This is a genomic window from Candidatus Tokpelaia sp. (assembly GCF_008636115.1).
GTDB lineage: Bacteria > Pseudomonadota > Alphaproteobacteria > Rhizobiales > Rhizobiaceae > QLZD01.
On the sequence record NZ_QLZD01000053.1, the window covers coordinates 1 to 20,642 of the forward strand.

At 54.3% G+C, this 20,642-nt stretch carries 25 protein-coding genes; 24 read left to right on the forward strand and 1 reads right to left on the reverse strand.

What is annotated here, in order from left to right; genetic code table 11:
* Positions 1 to 3: 3 nt before the first annotated feature.
* The 16 genes from DPQ22_RS09470 to DPQ22_RS08555 all read left to right on the forward strand — a co-directional run bounded on the left by DPQ22_RS09470 (position 4) and on the right by DPQ22_RS08555 (position 12,996).
* Positions 4 to 144, forward strand: a complete 141-nt coding sequence (locus DPQ22_RS09470) for a TraR/DksA family transcriptional regulator (RefSeq protein WP_425305166.1) — start codon at positions 4 to 6, stop codon at positions 142 to 144.
* Positions 141 to 491 carry a DUF2730 family protein gene (locus DPQ22_RS08485; RefSeq protein ID WP_150215134.1) on the forward strand — a complete coding sequence of 117 codons (351 nt, stop codon included), beginning with the start codon at positions 141 to 143 and terminating at the stop codon, positions 489 to 491. Before DPQ22_RS09470 ends, DPQ22_RS08485 begins: the two co-directional genes overlap by 4 nt.
* A complete protein-coding gene (locus DPQ22_RS08490; RefSeq protein WP_150215136.1) occupies positions 488 to 796 on the forward strand; it encodes a hypothetical protein in 309 nt (102 codons plus the stop codon). The genes DPQ22_RS08485 and DPQ22_RS08490 overlap by 4 nt, the downstream gene beginning before the upstream one ends.
* A gap of 8 nt (positions 797 to 804) precedes the next feature.
* Positions 805 to 1,311, forward strand: a complete 507-nt coding sequence (locus DPQ22_RS08495) for a DUF1804 family protein (protein WP_150215138.1) — start codon at positions 805 to 807, stop codon at positions 1,309 to 1,311.
* Entirely contained in the window at positions 1,298 to 2,977 is a 1,680-nt protein-coding gene (terL, locus tag DPQ22_RS08500) for a phage terminase large subunit (protein ID WP_210244027.1), read from the forward strand. The genes DPQ22_RS08495 and terL overlap by 14 nt, the downstream gene beginning before the upstream one ends.
* Positions 2,974 to 4,644 (forward strand): DUF935 domain-containing protein, encoded by a 1,671-nt coding sequence (locus tag DPQ22_RS08505; RefSeq protein WP_150215140.1) that lies wholly within the window; start codon positions 2,974 to 2,976, stop codon positions 4,642 to 4,644. Before terL ends, DPQ22_RS08505 begins: the two co-directional genes overlap by 4 nt.
* 10 nt (positions 4,645 to 4,654) lie before the next feature.
* Positions 4,655 to 5,920, forward strand: a complete 1,266-nt coding sequence (locus tag DPQ22_RS08510) for a PBECR2 nuclease fold domain-containing protein (RefSeq protein WP_150215141.1) — start codon at positions 4,655 to 4,657, stop codon at positions 5,918 to 5,920.
* A 113-nt stretch (positions 5,921 to 6,033) separates the two neighbouring features.
* A complete protein-coding gene (locus DPQ22_RS08515; RefSeq protein ID WP_150215143.1) occupies positions 6,034 to 6,564 on the forward strand; it encodes a phage virion morphogenesis protein in 531 nt (176 codons plus the stop codon).
* 281 nt (positions 6,565 to 6,845) lie between these two features.
* Positions 6,846 to 8,006: a hypothetical protein gene (locus DPQ22_RS08520; RefSeq protein ID WP_150215145.1), complete on the forward strand. Its 1,161-nt coding sequence runs from the start codon at positions 6,846 to 6,848 to the stop codon at positions 8,004 to 8,006.
* 68 nt (positions 8,007 to 8,074) lie between these two features.
* Positions 8,075 to 8,434 (forward strand): capsid cement protein, encoded by a 360-nt coding sequence (locus DPQ22_RS08525; RefSeq protein WP_150215147.1) that lies wholly within the window; start codon positions 8,075 to 8,077, stop codon positions 8,432 to 8,434.
* Positions 8,435 to 8,522: 88 nt separating this feature from the next.
* Positions 8,523 to 9,773, forward strand: a complete 1,251-nt coding sequence (locus DPQ22_RS08530; RefSeq protein WP_190323210.1) for a hypothetical protein — start codon at positions 8,523 to 8,525, stop codon at positions 9,771 to 9,773.
* A gap of 68 nt (positions 9,774 to 9,841) precedes the next feature.
* The gene (locus DPQ22_RS08535; protein ID WP_150215151.1) at positions 9,842 to 10,309 is read left to right on the forward strand and encodes a DUF1320 domain-containing protein; all 468 of its coding nucleotides are present in this window, start codon (positions 9,842 to 9,844) and stop codon (positions 10,307 to 10,309) included.
* Between the two features lie 108 nt (positions 10,310 to 10,417).
* Positions 10,418 to 10,930: a Gp37 family protein gene (locus DPQ22_RS08540; protein ID WP_150215154.1), complete on the forward strand. Its 513-nt coding sequence runs from the start codon at positions 10,418 to 10,420 to the stop codon at positions 10,928 to 10,930.
* Positions 10,920 to 11,147: a hypothetical protein gene (locus DPQ22_RS08545; protein WP_150215156.1), complete on the forward strand. Its 228-nt coding sequence runs from the start codon at positions 10,920 to 10,922 to the stop codon at positions 11,145 to 11,147. The genes DPQ22_RS08540 and DPQ22_RS08545 overlap by 11 nt, the downstream gene beginning before the upstream one ends.
* The gene (locus DPQ22_RS08550) at positions 11,140 to 12,417 is read left to right on the forward strand and encodes a phage tail sheath family protein (protein ID WP_150215158.1); all 1,278 of its coding nucleotides are present in this window, start codon (positions 11,140 to 11,142) and stop codon (positions 12,415 to 12,417) included. The genes DPQ22_RS08545 and DPQ22_RS08550 overlap by 8 nt, the downstream gene beginning before the upstream one ends.
* Before the next feature lie 63 nt (positions 12,418 to 12,480).
* The gene (locus DPQ22_RS08555; protein WP_150215161.1) at positions 12,481 to 12,996 is read left to right on the forward strand and encodes a phage major tail tube protein; all 516 of its coding nucleotides are present in this window, start codon (positions 12,481 to 12,483) and stop codon (positions 12,994 to 12,996) included.
* 195 nt (positions 12,997 to 13,191) lie between these two features.
* Here DPQ22_RS08555 and DPQ22_RS08560 read toward each other — a convergent pair whose 3' ends face one another.
* Entirely contained in the window at positions 13,192 to 13,836 is a 645-nt protein-coding gene (locus DPQ22_RS08560; RefSeq protein WP_150215163.1) for a hypothetical protein, read from the reverse strand.
* Between the two features lie 55 nt (positions 13,837 to 13,891).
* On the opposite strand from DPQ22_RS08560, the gene DPQ22_RS09050 reads away from it, so the two are divergent.
* The 8 genes from DPQ22_RS09050 (at position 13,892) to DPQ22_RS08595 (ending at position 20,500) form a co-directional block, all read left to right on the forward strand.
* Positions 13,892 to 14,128, forward strand: a complete 237-nt coding sequence (locus DPQ22_RS09050) for an antA/AntB antirepressor family protein (protein WP_210244028.1) — start codon at positions 13,892 to 13,894, stop codon at positions 14,126 to 14,128.
* 20 nt (positions 14,129 to 14,148) lie between these two features.
* Positions 14,149 to 14,547: a hypothetical protein gene (locus DPQ22_RS09055; RefSeq protein ID WP_210244029.1), complete on the forward strand. Its 399-nt coding sequence runs from the start codon at positions 14,149 to 14,151 to the stop codon at positions 14,545 to 14,547.
* Positions 14,547 to 14,774, forward strand: coding sequence for a hypothetical protein (locus DPQ22_RS08570; RefSeq protein ID WP_150215165.1), 228 nt, complete (start codon positions 14,547 to 14,549; stop codon positions 14,772 to 14,774). The genes DPQ22_RS09055 and DPQ22_RS08570 overlap by 1 nt, the downstream gene beginning before the upstream one ends.
* Positions 14,775 to 14,968: 194 nt before the next feature.
* Positions 14,969 to 15,439 (forward strand): hypothetical protein, encoded by a 471-nt coding sequence (locus DPQ22_RS08575; RefSeq protein WP_150215167.1) that lies wholly within the window; start codon positions 14,969 to 14,971, stop codon positions 15,437 to 15,439.
* 185 nt (positions 15,440 to 15,624) lie between these two features.
* Positions 15,625 to 17,937 (forward strand): hypothetical protein, encoded by a 2,313-nt coding sequence (locus tag DPQ22_RS08580; RefSeq protein ID WP_150215169.1) that lies wholly within the window; start codon positions 15,625 to 15,627, stop codon positions 17,935 to 17,937.
* 101 nt (positions 17,938 to 18,038) lie between these two features.
* Positions 18,039 to 18,512 carry a phage tail protein gene (locus DPQ22_RS08585; protein WP_150215171.1) on the forward strand — a complete coding sequence of 158 codons (474 nt, stop codon included), beginning with the start codon at positions 18,039 to 18,041 and terminating at the stop codon, positions 18,510 to 18,512.
* A gap of 488 nt (positions 18,513 to 19,000) precedes the next feature.
* Positions 19,001 to 19,228, forward strand: coding sequence for a tail protein X (locus DPQ22_RS08590; protein ID WP_150215173.1), 228 nt, complete (start codon positions 19,001 to 19,003; stop codon positions 19,226 to 19,228).
* Between the two features lie 12 nt (positions 19,229 to 19,240).
* Positions 19,241 to 20,500 (forward strand): phage late control D family protein, encoded by a 1,260-nt coding sequence (locus DPQ22_RS08595; RefSeq protein WP_150215175.1) that lies wholly within the window; start codon positions 19,241 to 19,243, stop codon positions 20,498 to 20,500.
* Positions 20,501 to 20,642: the final 142 nt, after the last annotated feature.

A 20,642-nucleotide genomic window follows, 5' to 3' on the forward strand; every position in this document is an offset into this window, starting at 1 on the left:
ATGATGGGCACGGACAAAGTAGCCCCCGGAGAAGAGGTTTATTGCCGCCATTGCGGTGAACCTATCCCGCCGGCGCGGCTGAAGGCGATGCCGCAAATCGTCTTATGTGTGGATTGCCAGGCTGAACAGGAGAAGCGCGCATGAATATGACCCTGACGCTTGCCGATTTGTCGGCAATATTGGCTTTTATTGCCCTTTGCATTTCTGTCGGCACTGCAGTGTGGGGGATATTTACGCGCGGGCATAAGCAGCATGCCAAAGATATAGCTGCTCTGAAAGAGACGGGTTTGAAGACAAATCACAGGGTGGAAAAGCTGGAAATGGCTATCAAAAGCCTGCCGGATAAAGGCACATTGCACCGCCTGGAACTGTCTATCACGGAGATGAAGGGGGATATGAAAGCCATGAGCGCCGGGCTGGCACCATTAAAGACTTTAGCTGAAAATTTGACCACTATGCTGGTTGAAAATGCGAAAGGAAACAAACAATGAGCCTTGATTTTGGATTGCTCGGCCAGAAGGTTGAGGAAGATGTGCGTCTGACGCTCTTGAAGGCGTTGAGCATGACTTCTGATAATCGGCTGAATGAGACTGTTCTGCACGAAACTTTAGACAAATTCGGCCATAGGCGCAGCCGCGATTATTTGCGCACCCAGTTGGCCAAGCTGGAAGAATTAGGCGCAATTCGGCTGGAAAAAGCCGGCACAGTGCAGGTGGCGACATTGTTGCCGCCCGGGCTTGACCATATCGAGCGCCGTTCCTTTTTGGCCGGCGTGCGGCGGCCAAGCATTTATTGAGGTGGCTCATGGCGCATGGAAAAGACAAGAAAAAACAGGCGCGCAGCCATTATGTGCTGAACCGGCAGACGCTGCCGGCTGTTGCCACTCTGTTGAAGGTGCCGCTGGCCACTTTGCGCCGGTGGAAAGCGGAAGCCAGGCAGAATAGCGATGATTGGGACACGGCGCGGGCGGGCAGCCTTGTTGCCGGTGAAGCCTATACCGAGCTGATCGCCGCAGCATTAGAAGAATTTGCCGTGCAATTTCGCGCTGTGATGGACGCAATCAAGGGTGATAAAGCGCTTTCGGCGGTTGATAAAACCAAGCTTTTGGCCGGCCTCGCCGATGCTTTCAATAAAACAGTGGCTGCCGCCGGCCGCGCGGCGCCGAAAATCAGTGAGCTTGGGGTGGCCTATGATGTTCTGCAGCGCCTGTCTGCCTTTGCCGGGCGGACACGACCGGATCTGGCGCCGGCGCTGCTGGAGCTTCTGGAACCGTTTGGCGATGAAATAGCAGAGGCATATGATGGGCGATAGGCTGTTGAGCGCCGGCGGTCGGCGCTTTACCAAAACCGGCTTTAGCGATGAATTGGCCAAAATGGCGGCAGCCATGCGTGCCCGCATTGATGCCAATGTCAGCGGTTTTGACCCTGACCCGGCCGCCGTGGCCAGGCGGCGCAAGCAGGCTCTTGACCCGGTTGCCGGTTTTAAATTTTTTGCCGAGACTTATTTCCCGCATTATTTGACCGCGGCGCCGAGCCTGTTGCACAATTATTTATTCAGAAGGTTGGCGGAGATTGCAGCATCAACTGCTATGACCGGAGTGCGCGAGGTGGATATTGCGCCGCGCGGTGCCGCAAAATCTACCCTTGTATCCCTTATTTATCCGATCTGGCGGCCACTTATCGGCAAAAGCCATTACATTATCATTATCATGGACGCTTATGCGCAGGCAGCTTTGGCGCTGGAAGCAATTAAGGCCGAACTGGAGAGCAACCAGCGGCTGGCTATGGATTTCCCCGAAATATTCGGCAAAGGGCGGGTATGGCGGGAGGGAGAGATTGTCATAAAAAACGGCTGTCGAATCGAGGGGGTTGGTGCCGGTATGAAACTGCGCGGCAGGCGGCACGGCGCGCACCGGCCGGATCTGGTTATTCTGGACGATGTGGAAAATGATGAAAATGTTCGCTCGCCCGAGCAACGCAATAAGCTGGAAAGCTGGATATTGAAAGCAGTGCTGAAGCTTGGCGCCGCTGATGACAGCATGGATTTGCTGCATATTGGCACTGTTTTGCATTATGATGCCGTGATTTTGCGCAATGCGGCGCGGCCGGGCTGGCGCAGCGCCCGTTTCCGCGCGCTGATGGACATGCCAGAGGCAATGGATTTATGGGACGAATGGGAAGAGACTTTGCGCAATGAAGGCGCGGCCGCTGCCCATGCTTTTTATCAAGTACGCAAAGCGGAAATGGATAAAGGCGCTGTGCTGAATTGGCCGGCTATGCAGAGCTTGGAAAGACTGATGCTGCAGCGGGCTGAAAGCCCGGCCGCCTTTGCCAGTGAGCAACAAGGTGAGCCTGTCTCCGAGAATTCAGCCTTCAAACTTGAGGATTTAACCTACTGGGCGCAAATAAAGCGCGATCTTTTGCTTTTTGGCGCGGTTGACCCAAGCCTTGGCAAAAGGGGCAAGCAGCGCGACCCCAGCGCCATTCTGGTAGGCGGCATTGATAAAAGCGGTGAATATCCGACTATGGATATTGTTGAAGCGAGCATAAGGAAGCGCACGCCGGACAAGATTATTGAAGATATTTTGGCGATGCAAAGCCGCTATCACTGTCAGATATGGTTTGTCGAGAGTGTGCAGTTTCAGGAATTTTTGCGCACCGAGCTGATGAAACGAGCCTTGCAGCGCGGCATTGTGCTGCCGGCCATGCCGATTATCCCCAATACCGACAAAGCCTTGCGCATTGAGAGCCTGCAGCCGCATGTGGTGATGGGGGCTATTCGCTTCCATTCAAGCCAGCGGACACTGATTGAGCAATTAACGCAATGGCCGGACGGTGACCATGATGACGGGCCTGATTGTCTGGAAATGCTGTGGGTCAATGCTATCCGCTTTGCTGCCCAGGCAATGACCGGCACAGGCGGCATAAAGAGCGCGCCGCGCCGGCGGCCGGGATTTGCAGCGGGGTATAATTTATGAGCAAGCGCAAAAACAGGCATAAACGCGTTGATCTTGCTGCCGCAAAGCCGGCAGCGGCGGTGCAGGCGGCAGCTATCAGCGCTAATTTGTTCCGCATTCTGGCCACCAACCAGAATGATGTGTATATGCCGCAATACACCAAGGCGATGCGGTCGCAAGATCGCACAATCTTGATGAAGGGTGCCGGCAAAGGCATTCGCCTCTATGACGAAGTGCTGGAGGACGGGCATGCTTATAGCGTGCTGAATAAGCGCAAAGACAAAATTATCGCCCGCAACTGGGTTGTGGAAGCGGCTGAAGAAGATGATGCGCGCGCCCAGGCTGCGGCCGAGCTGGTGGAAAAGGCCCTGAAGCGCATTAATTTTGATGTTGTCTGCAAAGGACTGCTGGACGCTGTGCTTTACGGCTATGCGGTGGCAGAAATTGAGTGGGAGCTGGTGGATAATCTGATTTTGCCGCGCGCCATTGCCCGCCAGCCGCAGAGGCGCTTTTTGTTTGACCCTGAAGGGCGCCCCCGCTTGTTGACCAGGCAGGATAGCGGTGAGGGCGAAGCTTTGCCCGACCGCAAATTTATTGTCCACCGCCATGATTTTGACGGCAGTGACCCTTACGGGCGCGGCCTTGGCCGTATTCTCTATTGGCATATTTTATTCAAGCGCGAGGGGGTCGGCTTTTGGGGCAATTTTCTGGAAAAATATGCCAGCCCCACGCCGGTAGGCAAATATCCGCTGGGGACGCCGCCTGATGAGCAAGACCGTTTGCTGGATAAATTAGCGGCTATGGTGCAGCAAGGGGCGCTGGTGCTGCCGCTGGGCAGCGAGGTGGAGTTTTTAGAGAGCACGCGCGATGCAAAAGTGAGCTATGGCGACTGGTGCAGCTATTGGGACGAACAGACCAGCATTGCCGTTCTGGGCGAAAATTTGTCCACATCATTAACGGACGATGGCAGCCGGGCGGCGGCAGAAACGCATATGGAAGTGTCTGACGGCGTGGCAGATGCTGACAGTGATTTGCTCTCGGCGACCCTTAGCAGCACTCTGGCGCAATGGATTGTCGATTTTAATATGCCCGGTGCGCCTGTGCCCAGCATTTACCGGCCGCGGTCAAAAAACCAGTTGGCGGAAGAGCAATATCGCCAAGCGCGGGCAGGGCGTATTAAAGCCGATATGGACAATATGAAAGGGCTGTTGCAATGCGGTTTTAAGCCGAAACAGGGGCTGACAGCCAGCCTTTCAGCAATTCTCGATGATGATGTGGAATTGCTGACCGAGGCGGATAAGACTGTGTATGCCGATATTCTGGCCGCCGGAAAAAGTGAGCCGGCCGCCGGCGGCATTGGCGGGTTTGGCAGCTCTGCCGGCAGTTTCGGCTTTTCGGCGCCGGTGCCGGCGGAACATGACCACGGTTTGCAGGCTATATTGGATCAGATTGAAGATGCCAGCCAGCCGGTGATTGACGGCTGGCTGCAAATGATAAAGAGCCGGCTTAAGCAAGCACAGGCTGCCGGCAAAACGCTGGAAGAGATGCGGGTGGATTTGCTGACGCTTTACCCAGAGCTTGATACAATGCCGCTTGGTGAAATCCTGACCGATGCGCAGGCGGTGGGGGAGTTAATGGGCCGAGATGATGTGCACGAGGATACGCGCCGCATAGCTGACGGGATTTGAGGAGCATTAAATGAGCTTTCAAACCCCATTTAAAGAGGCGATTGACTATTTGAAACAAAAAGTCAATTTGCCAAGCAAAACATGGCGGGACATTGAAGGCCGCAGCCATGACCGCGCTTTTGTAGTGGCCGGGGCAACCAAAGAGGCTTTGCTCAATGATTTGCGCCGCGCGGTTGATGACGCTCTGGACAAGGGCACGCGATTAGACGAATTTACCAAGGATTTTGAAAAAACCGCCGCAAAGCATGGTTGGACGGGGTGGACAGGTGAAAGCAGCCCTGCCGGCCGGGCATGGCGGGCGCGCACTATTTATGAGACCAATTTACGCACCGCCTATGCGGCCGGGCGCTATAAGCAAATGACCGACCCGGATATGGTCAGAGCACGACCCTATTGGCAATATAAGCACGGCTTTACCCGCCGGCCGAAAACACCGCGGAGCCACCATTTGGCGCTTGACGGGTTGATTTTGCGCTGCGATGACCCGGCATGGGAAGAGATTTATCCGCCCAATGGCTGGGGCTGCACTTGCGGCGTTGTGCCGTTGAGCCGGCGGCAGATGGAGCGGCTGGGGCGGTTTGCCCCCGACACTAGCCCGAATTTGCCGAATCGGCGGGTGGTTGACCCGGCAACTGGTGAAACAGAATTTGTGCCGCAGGGCATAGGTTTTGGCTGGAACCATGCGCCGGGCAAGGACTGGGCAGAAGGGCTGATACCGAAAGAACTGCAAAAACCGCTGGCGGATAGCGCAGAGACGCCGGATAAAGGCAGCTCGCCGCCGGCAAAGCTTGTGCCTTTGCGCCAGATAGCGCGCCCGAGCAAAGCCGAGGAATTGCCGGAAGGCAAGCCGGCCGAGTGGTATGTCGACAAGATTTTAGGCCTGGTTGGGGCAAGGCGCGGGGCAGACGGGGCAAAGCTTATCCGCGACAAAGCCGGGCAGGCAGTGGCTGTCTCTGACGCGATGTTTAAAACGGGCGATGGGCGTTGGAAGGTCTTTAAGCAAGGCAGGGCGAGCAGCTTGCTTAAAGCTTTTGAGGCTCTGATTGACCCGGACGAAATCTGGGTTGATTGGGAGAAGAACAGAGATACAGGCGATATGATGCTAAAGCGCCGCTATGTGCGCTTTGATCCGGATTTAGCGGTATTTTCTGCCTTTAGCTGGGGCAAAGACGGGTGGGGCGGCAGCACATTATTCCCTACTCGCGGCAGTTCTGGAAAACGGGAGCGGTATATTGAAGGGCAGCGGCATGGCGCGCTGCTTTATCGGCGCAAATAAAAAGCCGCACACAAGAGGCGGCTTTGACGCTAATTCCCTTGGTCATCTGTCTTGTGCAGCATCTGGGTTATTAGTCGCGCACTCAATATAGCAAAAACGCGGGAGATAAGCAAGTGCTGGCGACATTCAAAATAGAGTTTGATGAGGCAACCAAAAGGCGGCTGGAGCAGTTTCTGGCCACACTTGAGGCCCGCGCTGCCAATATTCCCGGCGCGCTGAAAAATATTGGCGAAGCGCTGCTGCAAACCACGCGTGAGCGTTTTGATAGCGGCAAAGACCCTGATGGCAAAATGTGGCAGGAACTGGCGCCGCTAACAGTAATGCTGCGGCGCAGCTCAAAGCCGATATTGCTGCGCACTGGGCGGCTGCGCAATTCCGTTTCCTACAATATTATCAATAATCGCCTTGAGCTGGGGCCGAATACGGTTGACGCGGCAATCCATCAATTTGGCGGCGAGATTGTGCCGAAAGACAGCCAGGCGCTGCGTATACCCGGCCTGTCCGGCGCGAACCGCGCAATATTCCTGAAAAAGGTAACTATTCCAGCCCGCCCTTATATCGGCTTTGGTGAGGTAGATGAACAGGCGGCAACCGATGCTTTGCTGGACTGGCTGGATATTGAACAAGAGGCGAGGAGTGTGTGAAACACACGACTGGGACAGATTGAAGACCAGGCGGAAATAGACTAGGTTGCAGTAAAGCGGCGCTGGTGCGCCTCGCCGCTTTTGGCGGGTAATGGGCGCTAAAAAGTGGAAAAACCGCTGGAGCCGCGTCAGACAGGCGTCAGATTTTGTTTTAATGCCGGCGGGTGGAGCGCCCCCGCAAAAATATTTAAAAAAAGCGACAAGCGGGCATTGTGCCCGTTTTTTTATGCCGGTGCACAGGCCATGCTGATAGCGGATTTGAACCGCAACGCGAGGCCGGCATGGCGACTGCTTACCCCAAAAATTTGACGGTGGAAATTTGCCGGCCGGGCAAGTTTGAAAGCTCGGACGGCAGCGGCGTCACCTTTAGCGATGCCGAGCTGGCTGATGTTGCCGCGAAATATACGCCGGAATTTGATGCGCCGGCGGTCTTGGGGCACCCGGTAGATAATGACCCTGCCTATGGCTGGGTGCAGGGGCTGCGCTATGACAGACATACACACCGGCTGATTGCCGATATTGGCGATGTTGCCCCAAGCCTGGCGCAGGCTGTGCGGGATAAAAAATTTAAAAAGATTTCGGCCAGCTTCCATATGCCTGACAGCCCGGCTAATCCGCGGCCCGGCACATATTATTTGCGCCATGTCGGCTTTTTGGGAGCGGCGGCACCGGCGGTGACCGGCCTCAAACCGGTGCATTTGCGCGCGGGCAATGGGCGGATTGTTGAAATATCCCTTACAGAAAATGATTGGAAAGGCAAGGCAATGGAATTCCTCGATAAATTAAAGGCAATTTTTGTTAAAGCGCTGGGGCAGGAAAAGGCCGACAGCCTGATGGATAATGAGGAACTTTCGCAGGTTTTGGCGGAAGAAGCGGCAAAAAAGGCAAAAGAGGAAGCGGAAACTGCCGCCGCTAATGCTGCCAGCGACACGCCGGCGCCGGCAGAACCAGAAAAGGACAAAGAAGAGGAAGACAAGAAAAAAGATAATGCTTCTCTCTCTGCCTCACTTGCCGCCCGGGAAAAGGCCGTGGCTGCCAAGGAAAAAGAACTCAAGACAAAAGCACAGGCGCTTATTCATAGCAATCATGTGAGCTTTGCCGCTGGCCTGATTAAAGATGGCAAATTATTGCCAAAAGATAAAGATGTGCTGGTGGCCGCACTGGACGCGGCGGCAGTGAATTCCACCGTATCCTTTGCCGATGGCCGCACCGGCACGGCCGCGGCGGCGCTGCAGGAAGTTTTGACCGGCCTGCCGCAGGTGGTGCCTTTTGGCAAAGCCGTGCCGCCCGAAAAGCAGAATAAGCGTGTCTCGCTTGCCGCACCGGACGGCTATAGCGTGGCGGAAGATGAAGACGACCTTTATGCCAAAGCGAAAAAATATCAGGCAGAGCACCCTGATGTCGATTGGCTGAAATGCGTTGAGGCCGTGCAAGGGCAGTAAGCAGGCCGCTATGCGGTCAGAGAAGTAATTTATGCGGCAATGCGCCGGCAAATAATGAGGATTGAGACATGGCGGAACAAGAAAACTACTTTAGAGGGGCGATTGAGACGCTCGCCTACACAATTATCCCCAAAGAGCAGATTAAAGCAGGCCAGGCGGTGGGGTTTGACGGGCGGATTGCCAAGGCAGGCCAAGCCGTGCAGGGGGTGGCGGCGCATGATACGGACGAATTTGACCTTGAAAGGGGCCTGAAGATTGTGGCCATAGGTCAGGTGGATTTGATGGCGGGCAGCGCGATCAAGCAAGGTGATGCTCTGACGCCTGATGATGACGGCCTGCCGAAATCCGGCGGCAACGGTTTTGGCATTGCCTTGTCAAATGCAGACAAAGGCGGCCTTGTGAAAGTGCTGCTGCGCGGCAGCCTCTAAGCGGCTCACGGGCCAAGGCCTGCGCGCTTGTGCCGGCCATGCCTGACGGGAATGAAATGAGATTATATTTTTTAAAGGAATGTGAATTATGGCACAGATGAATAACCGGCAGGCGCAAGTAATTGACCCGATTTTGACGGAATATGCGCGTGGTTATAAAAACTCGGAATTTATCGGCCAGCTTTTGCTGCCGACTACTCCTATCCCCAACCGCTCGATGAAAGTTTTGCGTTTCGGCAAAGAGGCGTTTCGCCAATATCTGGACACGCGCCGCGCCCCCGGAGCGGAAACAAAGCGTATTGCCGTTGGCTATACGGCTGACCCGGTGGCCTTGCGCCAGGACGCGCTGGACGCCGTAGTGCCCATTGAGCTGATGCAGGACGCGGCCGCTGTGCCGAATGTGGATCTGGCGGCGCATAGTGTTAAGGTTGTGCAGGATATAATCGCGCTTGGTAATGAGGTAGCAACAGCCAGTTTGCTGCGCGACCCAGTCAATTACCCGACAGGCCATGTGATTGAGCTGACAGGTGCCCAGCGCTGGAGCGAAGCGACCAGCAACCCGGCGGCGGACATTAAAGCCGCAGGCAATATTGTGCGCCTGATGATTGGGCGCCGGCCGAATATGCTTACTCTTTCGCCCCGTGTTTTTGATGTGCTGTCGCTGCACCCGGTGATTAAAGAGCAGTTTAAATACACGACCGCGGACAGTTTGACGATGGAAATGCTTGCCGCCTATTTTCAGGTGGAAAAGGTGCTTGTTGGTGAGGCAGTAGCTCTGGCCGAAAACGCTAAAGATACAGACCCGGCAGAAGATGTATGGGGCAATGATGTTTTGCTCACCTATTCCCCCAAAGACGGCAATTATATGGTGCCGGCATTCGGCTATACTTACACGCTGTCCGGCTATCCAATAGTGGAAGAAGCGCGTTGGGAGGGCAATAAAAAAAGCTGGGTTTATGGCGTTACGGAAGAAAAGCGCCCTTATATTACCGGCGCCGAAGGCGGCATATTGTTCCGCTCCCCTGCGGGCAAGCAGGGTGATGGCGGCGGCAGTGCCGATGGCGGCAAAACCCAAAAGCTTTTTGCCAGTGCCTCTGTGTCGCAAAATGAGGCCGTTCTGGCAGCACAAGTGAGCCAGTATCTGGCCGCTAATCCGGCTCTTATCAATGATGAAGTGGAAAAGGCCTTGGCGGCCAATACGGCAAAAGCGGAAGCGGCGTTGAAAAAAGCCGCGGCGGAACTTGAAGCTGCCAATAAGCGGGCCGCTGCCGCCGAAGCAGAGGCTGCAAGTGCCAAAGCAGCAGCCGAAGCCGCCGCTGCCGGCACGGCCAAAAAATAAATGGAATAAGGCAGGCGTGGCAAAAGCGCCTGCCTTACCACTCATTATATATAGAGGTGCGTCAGACAATGGCGATAAATACAAAATATCTGACGGTTGATGATCTGCTGACGCGGTTGGGGGAGCATGAGGCAGATCAGATTTTGGGCACCGGCAATCGCGGCAACAGGCGGATAGACCGCGAGAGGGCACAGACTGAAATTATGGCCGTTGATGCGCTGATTGAAGGCTATGTGCGCCCCCGCTATCCGCGCGGCTTTACCGTGCTGCCACCGCTGTTGAGCGGCTTGGCTTATGACATTGTCCGCTACCGTCTGCGCGGGCTGGGCGGGCAAAGCAGCGATATGGCCGAAGTGGTAAAGCAGCGTTATGACGATGCGTTGAAGGCTTTACGCGATATTGCCAATGGCATGATTACGCTGGACACAGACGGAGACGGTGAGCAGCCGGACGGGCCGACTGTTGCCAATGCTGTTTCTGCCGTAGTGCCGCCCAGCCGCATGAGACCGGCTTTTAAAGGGTATTTGGACAGATGATGCGGTATGGCGGTTTTTGTTGGCCTTTCACCTTATCCAAAAAGTCTGCAACTTTTTGGGGTTCAGGCAGAGCCGCATGAAGCCGGCGTTTAAGGGATATTTGGACAGATGAGCGATCCGATAAAAGAAGCGATAAAACAGGGGGCTTTGGAGCCGCGCAACCAGTTAGACAGGTTGCAGCAGGCAATACTTGCCCGTTTGGTGGAAAAAATGCCCGGCCGCATTACCCATATTGCCGCTTTTGATGAAGAGGCGCAGAAATTTGATTTTCAAGGTCTGCAAGGCGCTCTGTTTGTAAAATATGAGGGCAGTAGTTTTACCGGTGATGATACCAGCCCAATGCGGATTTATGCGCCGGCACGGGTGCTGACATGGAGCATATATGTGCTGGTGCGTTCGCTGAAGGGGGCGCAAGACGGCTTTATTGGCGCCAATGAGGTGCTGGAAGAAGTGCGGCGCGCCTTGCAGGGGCAGAGTTTTTGCGGCGCAACGCCGTGCAAAGTGCTTTCTGACCGGCTGGACGCGCAAATTGAAGGCGGCTGGCGCTTTGTGATGCAGTTTAGCAATAGCTGCCCGGCGCCCGCCTATATGGACGAAAGGGTGCGTGCTCATGCGGTATAAATATAGAGGACGGCCGGATTATCTGACTTTTGCCGATGGCAGCGGCCAGATTGTGTTTGAGGGCTTGGCTCTGCCGGGGCGTGATTATGATTTGCCGGCTGATAATGCCCGGGTGCAGGCGCTGATTGCCGGCGGGTTTTTGCAGGAGGCTGTGCCGGCAGCAAAAAGCAGAGCTGATTTGGTAAAACAAGACAAAAAAGGGAAAAATAATGGCTGAATTTCATCATGGCCCGGAAATTATTGAAGCGCGCAATGAAGCGGGCATTGTGCGCGATGTGCGCTCTGCCGTTGTATTTATCGCCGGCACGGCGCCGGTGCATGAGCTGCATAAGGATAATGCTGCCGATTATGTCAATAAGCGGATTATTGTGCGCAATAAGCGGCAGGCGGCCGAGGCTTTTGGTGCGGTAGACAGGACGCAGGCCTATACTATCCCCGCTGCTTTGGAAGCGATTTTCAATAAGAGCATTAACGGGATGGGCGGTGCTACCGTGATTGTTGTCAATGTATTTGACCCGGCAGTGCATGTCGGCAATGACGGCCTGCCTGATATTGCGCAAGTCAAGGCGGCGGATATTGTCGGCGGTTATGATAGTATAAGCGGCCGTTATACCGGATTAGAATTGGCGGCCGGCAGCTACAGTGAATACGGTTTTAACCCGAAACTGATTATTGCGCCGGGCTTTGCCGGCAATATGGGCGTGCGGGCAGCAATGGACAGGCTGGCGGATAAAACAAAGGCGATGGCGCTGGTTAATATGGACGCCGGCATTACTACACTGAATGCAGCCATACGCGCCCGCGGGGTGGGCGGGGATTATAATACGGCGTCAGAACGCCTGGCATTGATCTGGCCGGCGCCGCTGGTTTATGACCTTAAGCAGGACAAGCCGGTGGCGGAAGACGGCGCCGCCCATTTGGCCGGCGAGATTTGCGCTATGGATTTGGCGCTGGGCTATCAGCATTCCCCCAGCAACAAGCCGCTCAATGATGTGATGGGGCTGGAACATGAGGTGGTTTTTACCCCGGGCGAGTATGACAGCGACACAAATGCGCTGAATGCTGCCGGCATTATCACTTTCATGCAGAGTTTTGGCACGGGCTTCAGGTTCTGGGGCAATCGCAGCGCCGCCTTTCCGACATCAAGCTCGCAAATGTGCTTTATCAACTGCCGCCGGGTGTTTGATATGGTGCATGAGGCGGCGCTTTATTATCTGCTGTCGCGCATAGACAGTATCGCTTCTGCCAATATGTTGGAGCTGATTGAGGACGATGTTGACGCTTTTATCCGCAAAAAAGTGGGGGAAAGTGTGCTTTACGGCGGCAGCTTCCGCTTTGATCGCGCAAAGACGACATCGCGCGATATTGCGGACGGGCACTTTTACTACAGCCTGGACATGCAGCCGGTGGGAATTATGGAGCGGCTGACGGTGACAAGTGAGCTGAATATCAATTACGCGAAGGAAGCGCTGGGCTTGAGCGAATAATCAGCCGGCATAGGCGGCATTAGCCGCTGCACCATTCCGGGCAAAGCAATATAAGAGGACAAAATGGGACAACCGATTTCACTTGGGCATATCACCAATGCCGATATTTATCTGGACGATCAGCGCATGGTAGGGCGTGTGAAGGAATTTAATGTCGGCGAAATGGCCTATAAAATGGTGACACACGAGGCACTGGGCATGATTGGCGTGATTGACTTGCCAAGCCGCGCTATGGACAGCCTGAAGGCCACCATCAATTTTGAATATTATGAGCCGGAGCTGATTGCCGCGCTTTATAACCCGACCAAGACATGCCGTTTCTTTTTGCACGCTTATCTGGACAAGTTTGACACAGACGGGCTTTCCTCGACAAGTGGCCGATTGGTGACCATGGTCAAAACCTACCCCAGCAAGCAGGGTGAGCGTGGCCATAAATTGGGTGAGAATAGCGAGCAGAGCTTTGAGGTGACCATTGCGGCTATGACGCAGAAGCTATCTACCCAAAATGTGCCGCTGTTTGAATATGACCTGTTTGCTGGCATTCATAAGGTCAATGGCAAAGATGTCTGGCCGAATTGAGGCGGCGGCCCAAGAGGCCGGCAGGTATTTATTTATCTGCCGGCCTCTTGGGTAGAGGCTGCAGCTTTGGTAGTATTAACCTCTTTGGCAGTTTTTTCCACCCAGGAGCCGATGCCGCCGACAATTATCATGATGAATATAAATAGCAGTATTATTGCGCGTATCAGACACATGGAATTTCCTGCCGTCAGATATTTATTTCTCTGACAGCCATTTAACGGCAGAGGCCTGAATACCTGCTTGCCCCATAGATGTTTTATAAGGTAAGCCAGTCACCAAAGCTTTACAGGCCTTTTCATTGTCGCCTGTGATAGAAGCGCAGTCTTGAAGCCCGTAGACAAGCTGTTTTTTGGGTAAATCATCTGTTCCAACACGAATAGCGCCTATATGACCGGATTTTGAACGGACAGAACACATGAAAAAATCAACGCTGACGCCGTAAGCCTGGCAATCTGTTATTTCAACAGGGTTTTTCAGCTCTTCATAATTGATGAGAAAATCAAAAGAGCTGATTTTCTGCGGGGCGGCGTCTTCTGCCTGTGTTGCGGTGGTCAAAGCCACGATGGCACAAGCGGCCAGCAAGAATTTTTTCATGTGATTCTCCTCTAAAAATATTTGCGCCACGCTATAAAAAACTGCTTGCCAAAGCAAGTGGAAAATGCAATAAAAAAGGCACGGTGCTTGAAACACACCAAAGCCAAAAGCGGGCAACACCCCGAGAAGTGTTCCCCATAAAAAAATACCGAAATAGCGGCTTGCCGCTATCCGCCGGGTGGCTTTTTGCCATAAAACACCGCTTAAGCGGGAAAGCAAAAAGGCAGACTTTTGGCTGTGTTTCAACCACCCGGCGCGCTTTGGCGCGTGTTTTTGAAACAAACACCAAAAGGAGGTCACTATGACCAATGCAATATTTATCCCCATCACCCAAAAGCAAATAGAAGGCGAGGCCGTGCAAACGGTGGACGCAAGGGCGCTGCACACCTTTTTGGGCGTAAAGACGCCGTTCAAGCAGTGGATAGAGCGGCGCATTTCCGATTACACATTTTTGTTTAATCGGGATTTCTGGGAGTTTTCGGGCAAAAAGACCTTTGGCATTTTTAGCAAAGAAGCAACCGAATACGCCCTTTCTTAGATATGGCGAAAGAGCTGGCAATGATGGAGAGGAATGAGAAAGGCCGTCTTGCCCGCCGCTATTTTATTGAGGCAGAAAAGAAGCTGCGGCAAATAGGCCAAAACCCGCTTTTGGGCAGCGGGGATAGCCAGCTTGGCGCGCTGCTGGCGCTCACCGGCGGGCTAAACAAGGCGTTAGAAGCTGATTTGCTGAAAAAGTTGCGCAGCCTGGCAGCAGCCAGGCGGCCGAGCCTGGCAAGAATTATGGTGGCAGAGGCCGCCGGGCTGGATTGGGAGGCCATAAAAGCCGGTGGCGGCAAACCCGCCCGTCTGAAAGCCGCCATTGCGGATTGCCTGCGGCTGGGGCTGATTAAAGCCGCCCCGGCAGGAACGCCGGAAACCGGCAAGGGAGTTGCTGCTGTTGAGGGAGGGCTGTTATAATGAGCGATGGCATGAAAGTTAACGATGTTTATCTTGATGAAGTGCGCTGTGCGCTTTTGGCAGTTGAAGAATTTGTGGGAGAGACCTGCACGGTAGAAGAATATCCGGCAGATTTTGGCGCGGTAAACCCTAACCATTTTGTTAGTCTTTTGCGCATTATCAACCGCCATTTACAGTTGGCGATAGAAAAGCCAGAGGAACATTTGACTGCCGGCGAAAAACTTTAATGCAGAAGCCCCGCCCAAAAGCGGGGCTTTTTCTTGGTAAGAGACGGGCACTATGCCCGTTTTTTTGTGCCCGCGCGCGCGTAAGGTTGGGGCAGCATGGGCATCTCCCCCCATGCCGGCGCCGCGCGGCGGTTTTCCGGCTTTTCCGCCGGCGCGCGCCTTTTAAAGGCCCAAAGCCCGAAAAAGAGGATAAAATGCGTGAGACAACCGAAAAAATAGATAAAGAGATTGCCGGGCAGCAGCCGTTGCGGCATGCCGGCGCGGCAGAACTGGCAAAAAAAGTGCAGGTAGACAGGGTAATGTCAGAGGCGGTAGCCCGCCCGCAACAGCCCGGCGATGATATTACCGCACCGGCGCAAGGGAAATTCCCCACGCGGGAAGTGGTGCTGGAAAAGAGCAAAATTAAGGTGACGATCCCCGATGACTGGACATTGGCCGACAGTATGGCGGCGCAAAAGGCGGCGCGGAAGGATACGGCCAAATTCCCGCTTTATCTGGCCCAGCGCATTTGCTTGTTTAATGGTGAGCGGCGCGCCATGGCGTGGATTGAGGATAATATCCACGGTAAGGACGGTCTGCAGCTCATTGGCGAGCTGTTTGGCGGCGATGAGGGTCAAGAGGCGGGGAGCGCGACAGGGACGGGGAATAGTGAGGGAAACGGCTAAGCCCGGCCCCGGCCGACGTAGAATTTATGGTGCGGCGCGGGTGGGGCTTTGCCGAGTTGATGGTGTTGCCGGTCAGCGATTTTAATTTCTGGCTGGATATAGCGATAGCGGCGCTCAAGGCAGAAAATAAGGCGCAAGGCGGCTAACGGCGCTTTGCGCATTTTGCCGCATTTTGAGGTGCAGATATGAAATTTGCTCTGGTGCTTGAGGCGGTAGACAAAGCCAGCCGGGCAATTAAGGCGGTTGCCACGGCGCAGAAGCTGGCCGGCAAAACGGCGGTGGAAGCGGCGGATAAGGCTGCACGGGCGCAGGAAAAAGCTACCAGCACACAGGAAGCTGCCAATAGGGTGATGACGGCGACTGAACGGCTGGGCGATAAGCACCGCAAGGGCCTGGCTGCGCAAATGGCGCAAATGACAAAACTCAATGTGCTGACGGCAAAATTTGCCAAAATCGGCGCAGCTATCAATAATAATGGCTGGGGCGAGGTAAAGACCGGCGCGGCCAAGGCGCTGGCCGGTATGCGCGGTGCCATGCGCCGGGCCTTAAAGATAAGCGCTGTCGGCGCGGTTGGGGGCGGGGGCTTTGGCGCGCTGTTTATGAAGCCGGCGGCGCAATATAGCCAATTAAAGGCACAGCTCCAAGCCGTTACCAAGAGTGCGGTTGCAACAAAACAGGCGATGGATTGGGTGCAGGCGCAGCAAATGCCGCCGCATGGGATAATGGATTTGACCGCCGGTTTTGTAGCTTTACGCCGTGCCGGCATTGACCCGACCAAAGGGGCATTGCAGGCCGTGGCTGATGCAGCCACGGCACAGGGCAAAAGCATGGCGGAAGTGACCGGTGCCATGCAGGCAAGTTTTGCCGGCGATTATGAGGGGCTGAACGCGCTGGGCATAGCGGCACAGCGGCAGGGCAAATATATTGCCTATGTGTTTGCCGATAATAACGGCAAAATGAAGCGGATAAGAGCGGCCGCCGGCGATACCGGCGCGCAGGCGGCGGCTATGGCCGAGGCCATGCGACAGGCAAGCGGCGGTGCCGCCAGAAACTATGGCCAGACATGGGACGGCATGATGGCGCGGCTGGGCGATGTTTTTGACCGGCTGCGTTTGAAGGTAATGGACGCCGGCCTTTATGATTATATTCAGACAAAAGTAAAATGGGTGCTGGGGGAGCTGGATAAATTATTGGCCAAGTTTGAAAAATGGTCAAATGACGGCCAGTTGCGCGACTGGGTAAAAAAATTAACCGATGCGATAGAGAGGGGCCTGACCTTGGCCTGGCAGGTGGCGATGAAATTTTACGCCGCCGGGCAGATGCTTTGGCCGGTGGTGGATAAAATCGCCTGGGCTTTTGGCGGCTGGGCAAATGTGTTGCCGTTTTTGATAGCCCTGCCTTTTGTGCCGTTTTTAATGCAGGTTGCCAGCGGTGTGGGCATGATGATTAGCGGCTTTATGGGGCTGTTGCGGCTGGGCAAGCCTTTGCTGTTCCTGTTCCGCGGCTTTGGTGGGGTTTTGCGGCTTTTGGGCGGCTTATTGCCGTGGGTGGGGCGGGCTTTGCTGGTGCTTTCGCGCGGTTTTATCAGCCTTGGCATAGCAATGATGACCACACCGGTCGGCTGGATTATTGCCGGCATTGCCGCGATAGCAGGCGCTGCTTACCTTATTTATCGCTATTGGGACAAGATAGGGCCTTACTTCAAAGCGCTGTGGGCTTGGGTGAAGGGCGTATTTGTCGGCTTTTGGAATTGGCTAAAAGGCTTTTTTGCCGGCCAGAGCATAGGCAGTATTTTGCTTGCGGCCTTTATGCCGATTATCGGCCTGCCTGTGTTGATTTATCAAAGCTGGGATAAAATCGGCCCTTATATGGCGGCGCTGTGGAATGGAGTTAAAAATATTGTAGCGGCGGCATGGGAGGGGATCAAAGGCCTTATTGGTTGGGAAACATTGCAGCCAAAGCTGGCCGAGCTGGCGGCCGGCATTGCGGCAAAATTCACCGAGATTTGGAATGGGGTGCAAGAGACTGCGCAAGCGGCTTGGGCGCGACTGGCGGCGATATTTAGCTGGGACAATATAAAAGCGGTGTTTGATGCGGTCAAAGACGGCATTATCGGGGTATTTAAGACGATTAAAGAATATGTTCTCGGCGTTTTTGATAGTATCGGGAAAATGTGGAACACAATAAAGGGCTGGTTTGGCGGCAGCAATGCCGCTGAAGCCGGCGCCAATGCGGCCAAGGCGGAACAGGCGGTAACAGCCGGGCAAATGCCGGCGGTAGTGCCAGACGGTCAGGCGATGGTGCCGAAGAGCCAGAATGTGGCCGCCGGCGGCAGCACAGGCAGCATTGTGCTGACATTTGCACCCAATATCAGCATTACCGGCGCTGAACCCAGTGCCGTGCAAAAAGCGGTGCAGGACATCTATGCGCAATTTAAGCGTGAGCTGCCGCGCCTGATGGAAGAGGCCACGCGGCGCAAGGAAAGACTGGCCTATTAGCATTCGCCCGAAGGGCGCAAGGGCGACTGCCCGCCGGCGTTGATACGCCGCCCCCGTGGAGGCGTTCCCGAAGGGAACTGCCGTGAACGCAAAGGAATATTATGATTACGGCAATGCTTGGCTCTATCACTTTAGGGGTTTTGGGTGGTTTGGACTATCTGACCGGGCCGAAAAGCGACAGGGAACGGTTTCGCAACACTTATGCGCGGCATGATGTGATAAGCGGCAAGCCGGTGCTGCAGGAAATCGGCCGCGAGCTGGACGAACGCAACATGAGCTTTTTCTTTGATGAGACATTTTGCAATCCGGTGGCGCAATGGGCGCGGCTCTGGGCAGCGTATCAAATGAAAATGCCGCTGCCATTTGTCAGCCAGGCAGGGTTTGCCGGTATGCGTTATGTAGTTGAGGGCTTGGAGAAAGATAACCAGAAAACCACCCGCAGCGGGGTGATTGTGCGGATTGAGGCGACCATGACGCTGATTGAGGCGCCGCTGTTAAACCCGCTGGACAGCCTGATGCAGGGCATGGGCGCGGGGCTGAAAAATGCGCTTTCCCTGCCGTTATCGCTGAAATAAGGAGTGGTTATAGTGGGGCTTAATTTGTGTCGATTCGACAGAGAGTAAGGGAATTTATAATGATGGGCTAATTTGTGTGCAGGAAACAGAAATTAGTCCACTCTTATAGCCAGGCTTAATTTGTATGTGCCCGACAGAAAATAAGCGGTGCTTATAAGCCTGCCTTGGTTTGTGTGGCGCGGACAGAGAGTAAGGCAGGCTTATAGTCAGGCTTAATTTGTGTCGCGGCGACAGGGATAAGAGGAGCTTATAAGCGTTCTTGCGCTCTGTCCAAGAGACGGAAAATAAGGGGTGCTTATAACAACCGCTAATTTGTGTGAGTTGGACAGAAATAAGCAGCTCTTATAAGGCAGCTTAATTTGTATGCGCCTGACGGAAAATAAGCGGTGCTTGTAAGCTGCCTCGGTTTGTGTGGCGCGGACAGAGAGTAAGGTAGCCTATAGTCAGGCTTAATTTGTGTCGCAGCGACAGGGATAAAGGGTGCAATTATGGATTATATCACGCACAGAACGACAGAAGGGGAGCGCTGGGACATATTGGCGCTGCGCTATTATCGCGATGTATCCCGGCAAAATGTGCTGATTTCCGCCAATCGGGCACTGTTTGCCGGCTTTGCCGTGCCGGCACGGCTGCCGGCCGGTCTGACGCTGCAAGTGCCGCTGATTGATGTGCCTGTGGCGAGCACAGATGACCGCCTGCCGCCATGGAAGAGGTGAGGCGATGGAATTTTGGGTTATTCTTATGTTGATTGCCTTTGGTTATCCGGGCTGGGCATTCTTTTTCCTTTTAGTGTTTTGGGCAATGAAATCTTAATGGATATTATCGGCACTGCAGCGGGTATGATTGGCGGTATTTTGAGCGGTGGCGGGGTGCTGCAGCCGGCCTTCCGCGTGATCTATCAGGGCAAAGACATTACGGCTGCTTTTGCCCCGCAAGTATTGTCTGTTCATTATACTGACAAGAGGCACGGCGAGGCTGATGAGGCGACTTTGAGCCTGCAGAATAGTGACGGCCGCTGGTTGCAAGCATGGGCACCCGATGATGGTGATGTATTCAGCCTTTATTACGGCTATGCCGATAATCAGGTTTTTGCTGGCGAATTTACTGTAGATGAATGGAGCGTGAGCGGCGACAGCGGCGGCGACAAGGTGGAGATTAAGGGGCTTGCGGCCAGTAAGAAGCAGGAATTGCGAACTAAAAATACTGTAGCCTATGAGAAAAGCAAGCTTTCCGAAATTGTCGGCAAAATTGCCGCCAAGCATGGCTTGTCAGTGGAAGGGGCGATCGAGGATTTGCCGTTTGAGCGCATTACCCAGCATGGAGAGCGGGATTTGGAATTCCTGAAACGCCTGGCTGATGATTACGGCCATTATTTTAGCGTTAAGGGTAAAAAGCTGGTCTTTACGAGCCGCGATGCGTTGCGCGCGCGGCAGCCGGTAATGGTGATTGACCGGCTGGCAGCGGCCGGGCAGATGCTGAAAAATTACAGCTTGCGCAAGGCTGACCATGCGGCCAGCAAATCAGCCAAAGTGAAGTTTCAAAACCCGCGCCGCAAGGCACTGGTAGGGCAGAAGGCAGATAGCGCCGAAGATTTAGGGGTTGTCACCTCTACCGGCGACATTATGAAAATTGATGTGCGCGTGGAGAATGATGACCAGGCGAAGCGGGTAGCCAAAAGCCGGCTGGATAGTAAAAATGCGCAAAAATGGACAGGCAATATGAGCCTTGTCGGTTTGCCCGCTCTGGTGGCCGGCGCGGTGGTTAAACTGGCTAATTTCGGTGTGTTTGACGGCGAATGGCTGATTGCCCAGAGCGAGCATAGTATTGAGCGTTCAGGTTATGAGACGAATATTGAAATAGAAAAGGCCAGCGCCAAAAATATTGCCGATGGCAAGGCCGCCAAGACAGTGAAAAGCGGGCAGACGGCCAAAGATGACGGTATAGAGGATTTGGGCGTGATTGATGCCGGCGGCAACATCACAAAATAAGGGGAGCTTATAAGCCGGCTTAGCCTGTGTCGCGGCGACAAGGAATAAGAGAATTTATAAGAGTAGACTAATTGGTGTGCAGGAGACAGAAATTAGTCCACCCTTATAGTCGGGCTTGATTTGCGTGTTTTCGGCACAAAGG

What these genes read in the sequence shown, in the direction of transcription:
- DPQ22_RS09470 (WP_425305166.1), top strand. Translation starts at nt 4, where the DNA reads ATGGGCACGGACAAAGTAGCCCCCGGAGAAGAGGTTTATTGCCGCCAT.
- DPQ22_RS08485 (WP_150215134.1), top strand. Translation starts at nt 141, where the DNA reads ATGAATATGACCCTGACGCTTGCCGATTTGTCGGCAATATTGGCTTTT.
- DPQ22_RS08490 (WP_150215136.1), top strand. Translation starts at nt 488, where the DNA reads ATGAGCCTTGATTTTGGATTGCTCGGCCAGAAGGTTGAGGAAGATGTG.
- DPQ22_RS08495 (WP_150215138.1), top strand. Translation starts at nt 805, where the DNA reads ATGGCGCATGGAAAAGACAAGAAAAAACAGGCGCGCAGCCATTATGTG.
- terL (WP_210244027.1), top strand. Translation starts at nt 1,298, where the DNA reads ATGATGGGCGATAGGCTGTTGAGCGCCGGCGGTCGGCGCTTTACCAAA.
- DPQ22_RS08505 (WP_150215140.1), top strand. Translation starts at nt 2,974, where the DNA reads ATGAGCAAGCGCAAAAACAGGCATAAACGCGTTGATCTTGCTGCCGCA.
- DPQ22_RS08510 (WP_150215141.1), top strand. Translation starts at nt 4,655, where the DNA reads ATGAGCTTTCAAACCCCATTTAAAGAGGCGATTGACTATTTGAAACAA.
- DPQ22_RS08520 (WP_150215145.1), top strand. Translation starts at nt 6,846, where the DNA reads ATGGCGACTGCTTACCCCAAAAATTTGACGGTGGAAATTTGCCGGCCG.
- DPQ22_RS08525 (WP_150215147.1), top strand. Translation starts at nt 8,075, where the DNA reads ATGGCGGAACAAGAAAACTACTTTAGAGGGGCGATTGAGACGCTCGCC.
- DPQ22_RS08530 (WP_190323210.1), top strand. Translation starts at nt 8,523, where the DNA reads ATGGCACAGATGAATAACCGGCAGGCGCAAGTAATTGACCCGATTTTG.
- DPQ22_RS08535 (WP_150215151.1), top strand. Translation starts at nt 9,842, where the DNA reads ATGGCGATAAATACAAAATATCTGACGGTTGATGATCTGCTGACGCGG.
- DPQ22_RS08540 (WP_150215154.1), top strand. Translation starts at nt 10,418, where the DNA reads ATGAGCGATCCGATAAAAGAAGCGATAAAACAGGGGGCTTTGGAGCCG.
- DPQ22_RS08545 (WP_150215156.1), top strand. Translation starts at nt 10,920, where the DNA reads ATGCGGTATAAATATAGAGGACGGCCGGATTATCTGACTTTTGCCGAT.
- DPQ22_RS08550 (WP_150215158.1), top strand. Translation starts at nt 11,140, where the DNA reads ATGGCTGAATTTCATCATGGCCCGGAAATTATTGAAGCGCGCAATGAA.
- DPQ22_RS08555 (WP_150215161.1), top strand. Translation starts at nt 12,481, where the DNA reads ATGGGACAACCGATTTCACTTGGGCATATCACCAATGCCGATATTTAT.
- DPQ22_RS09050 (WP_210244028.1), top strand. Translation starts at nt 13,892, where the DNA reads ATGACCAATGCAATATTTATCCCCATCACCCAAAAGCAAATAGAAGGC.
- DPQ22_RS09055 (WP_210244029.1), top strand. Translation starts at nt 14,149, where the DNA reads ATGATGGAGAGGAATGAGAAAGGCCGTCTTGCCCGCCGCTATTTTATT.
- DPQ22_RS08570 (WP_150215165.1), top strand. Translation starts at nt 14,547, where the DNA reads ATGAGCGATGGCATGAAAGTTAACGATGTTTATCTTGATGAAGTGCGC.
- DPQ22_RS08575 (WP_150215167.1), top strand. Translation starts at nt 14,969, where the DNA reads ATGCGTGAGACAACCGAAAAAATAGATAAAGAGATTGCCGGGCAGCAG.
- DPQ22_RS08580 (WP_150215169.1), top strand. Translation starts at nt 15,625, where the DNA reads ATGAAATTTGCTCTGGTGCTTGAGGCGGTAGACAAAGCCAGCCGGGCA.
- DPQ22_RS08585 (WP_150215171.1), top strand. Translation starts at nt 18,039, where the DNA reads ATGATTACGGCAATGCTTGGCTCTATCACTTTAGGGGTTTTGGGTGGT.
- DPQ22_RS08590 (WP_150215173.1), top strand. Translation starts at nt 19,001, where the DNA reads ATGGATTATATCACGCACAGAACGACAGAAGGGGAGCGCTGGGACATA.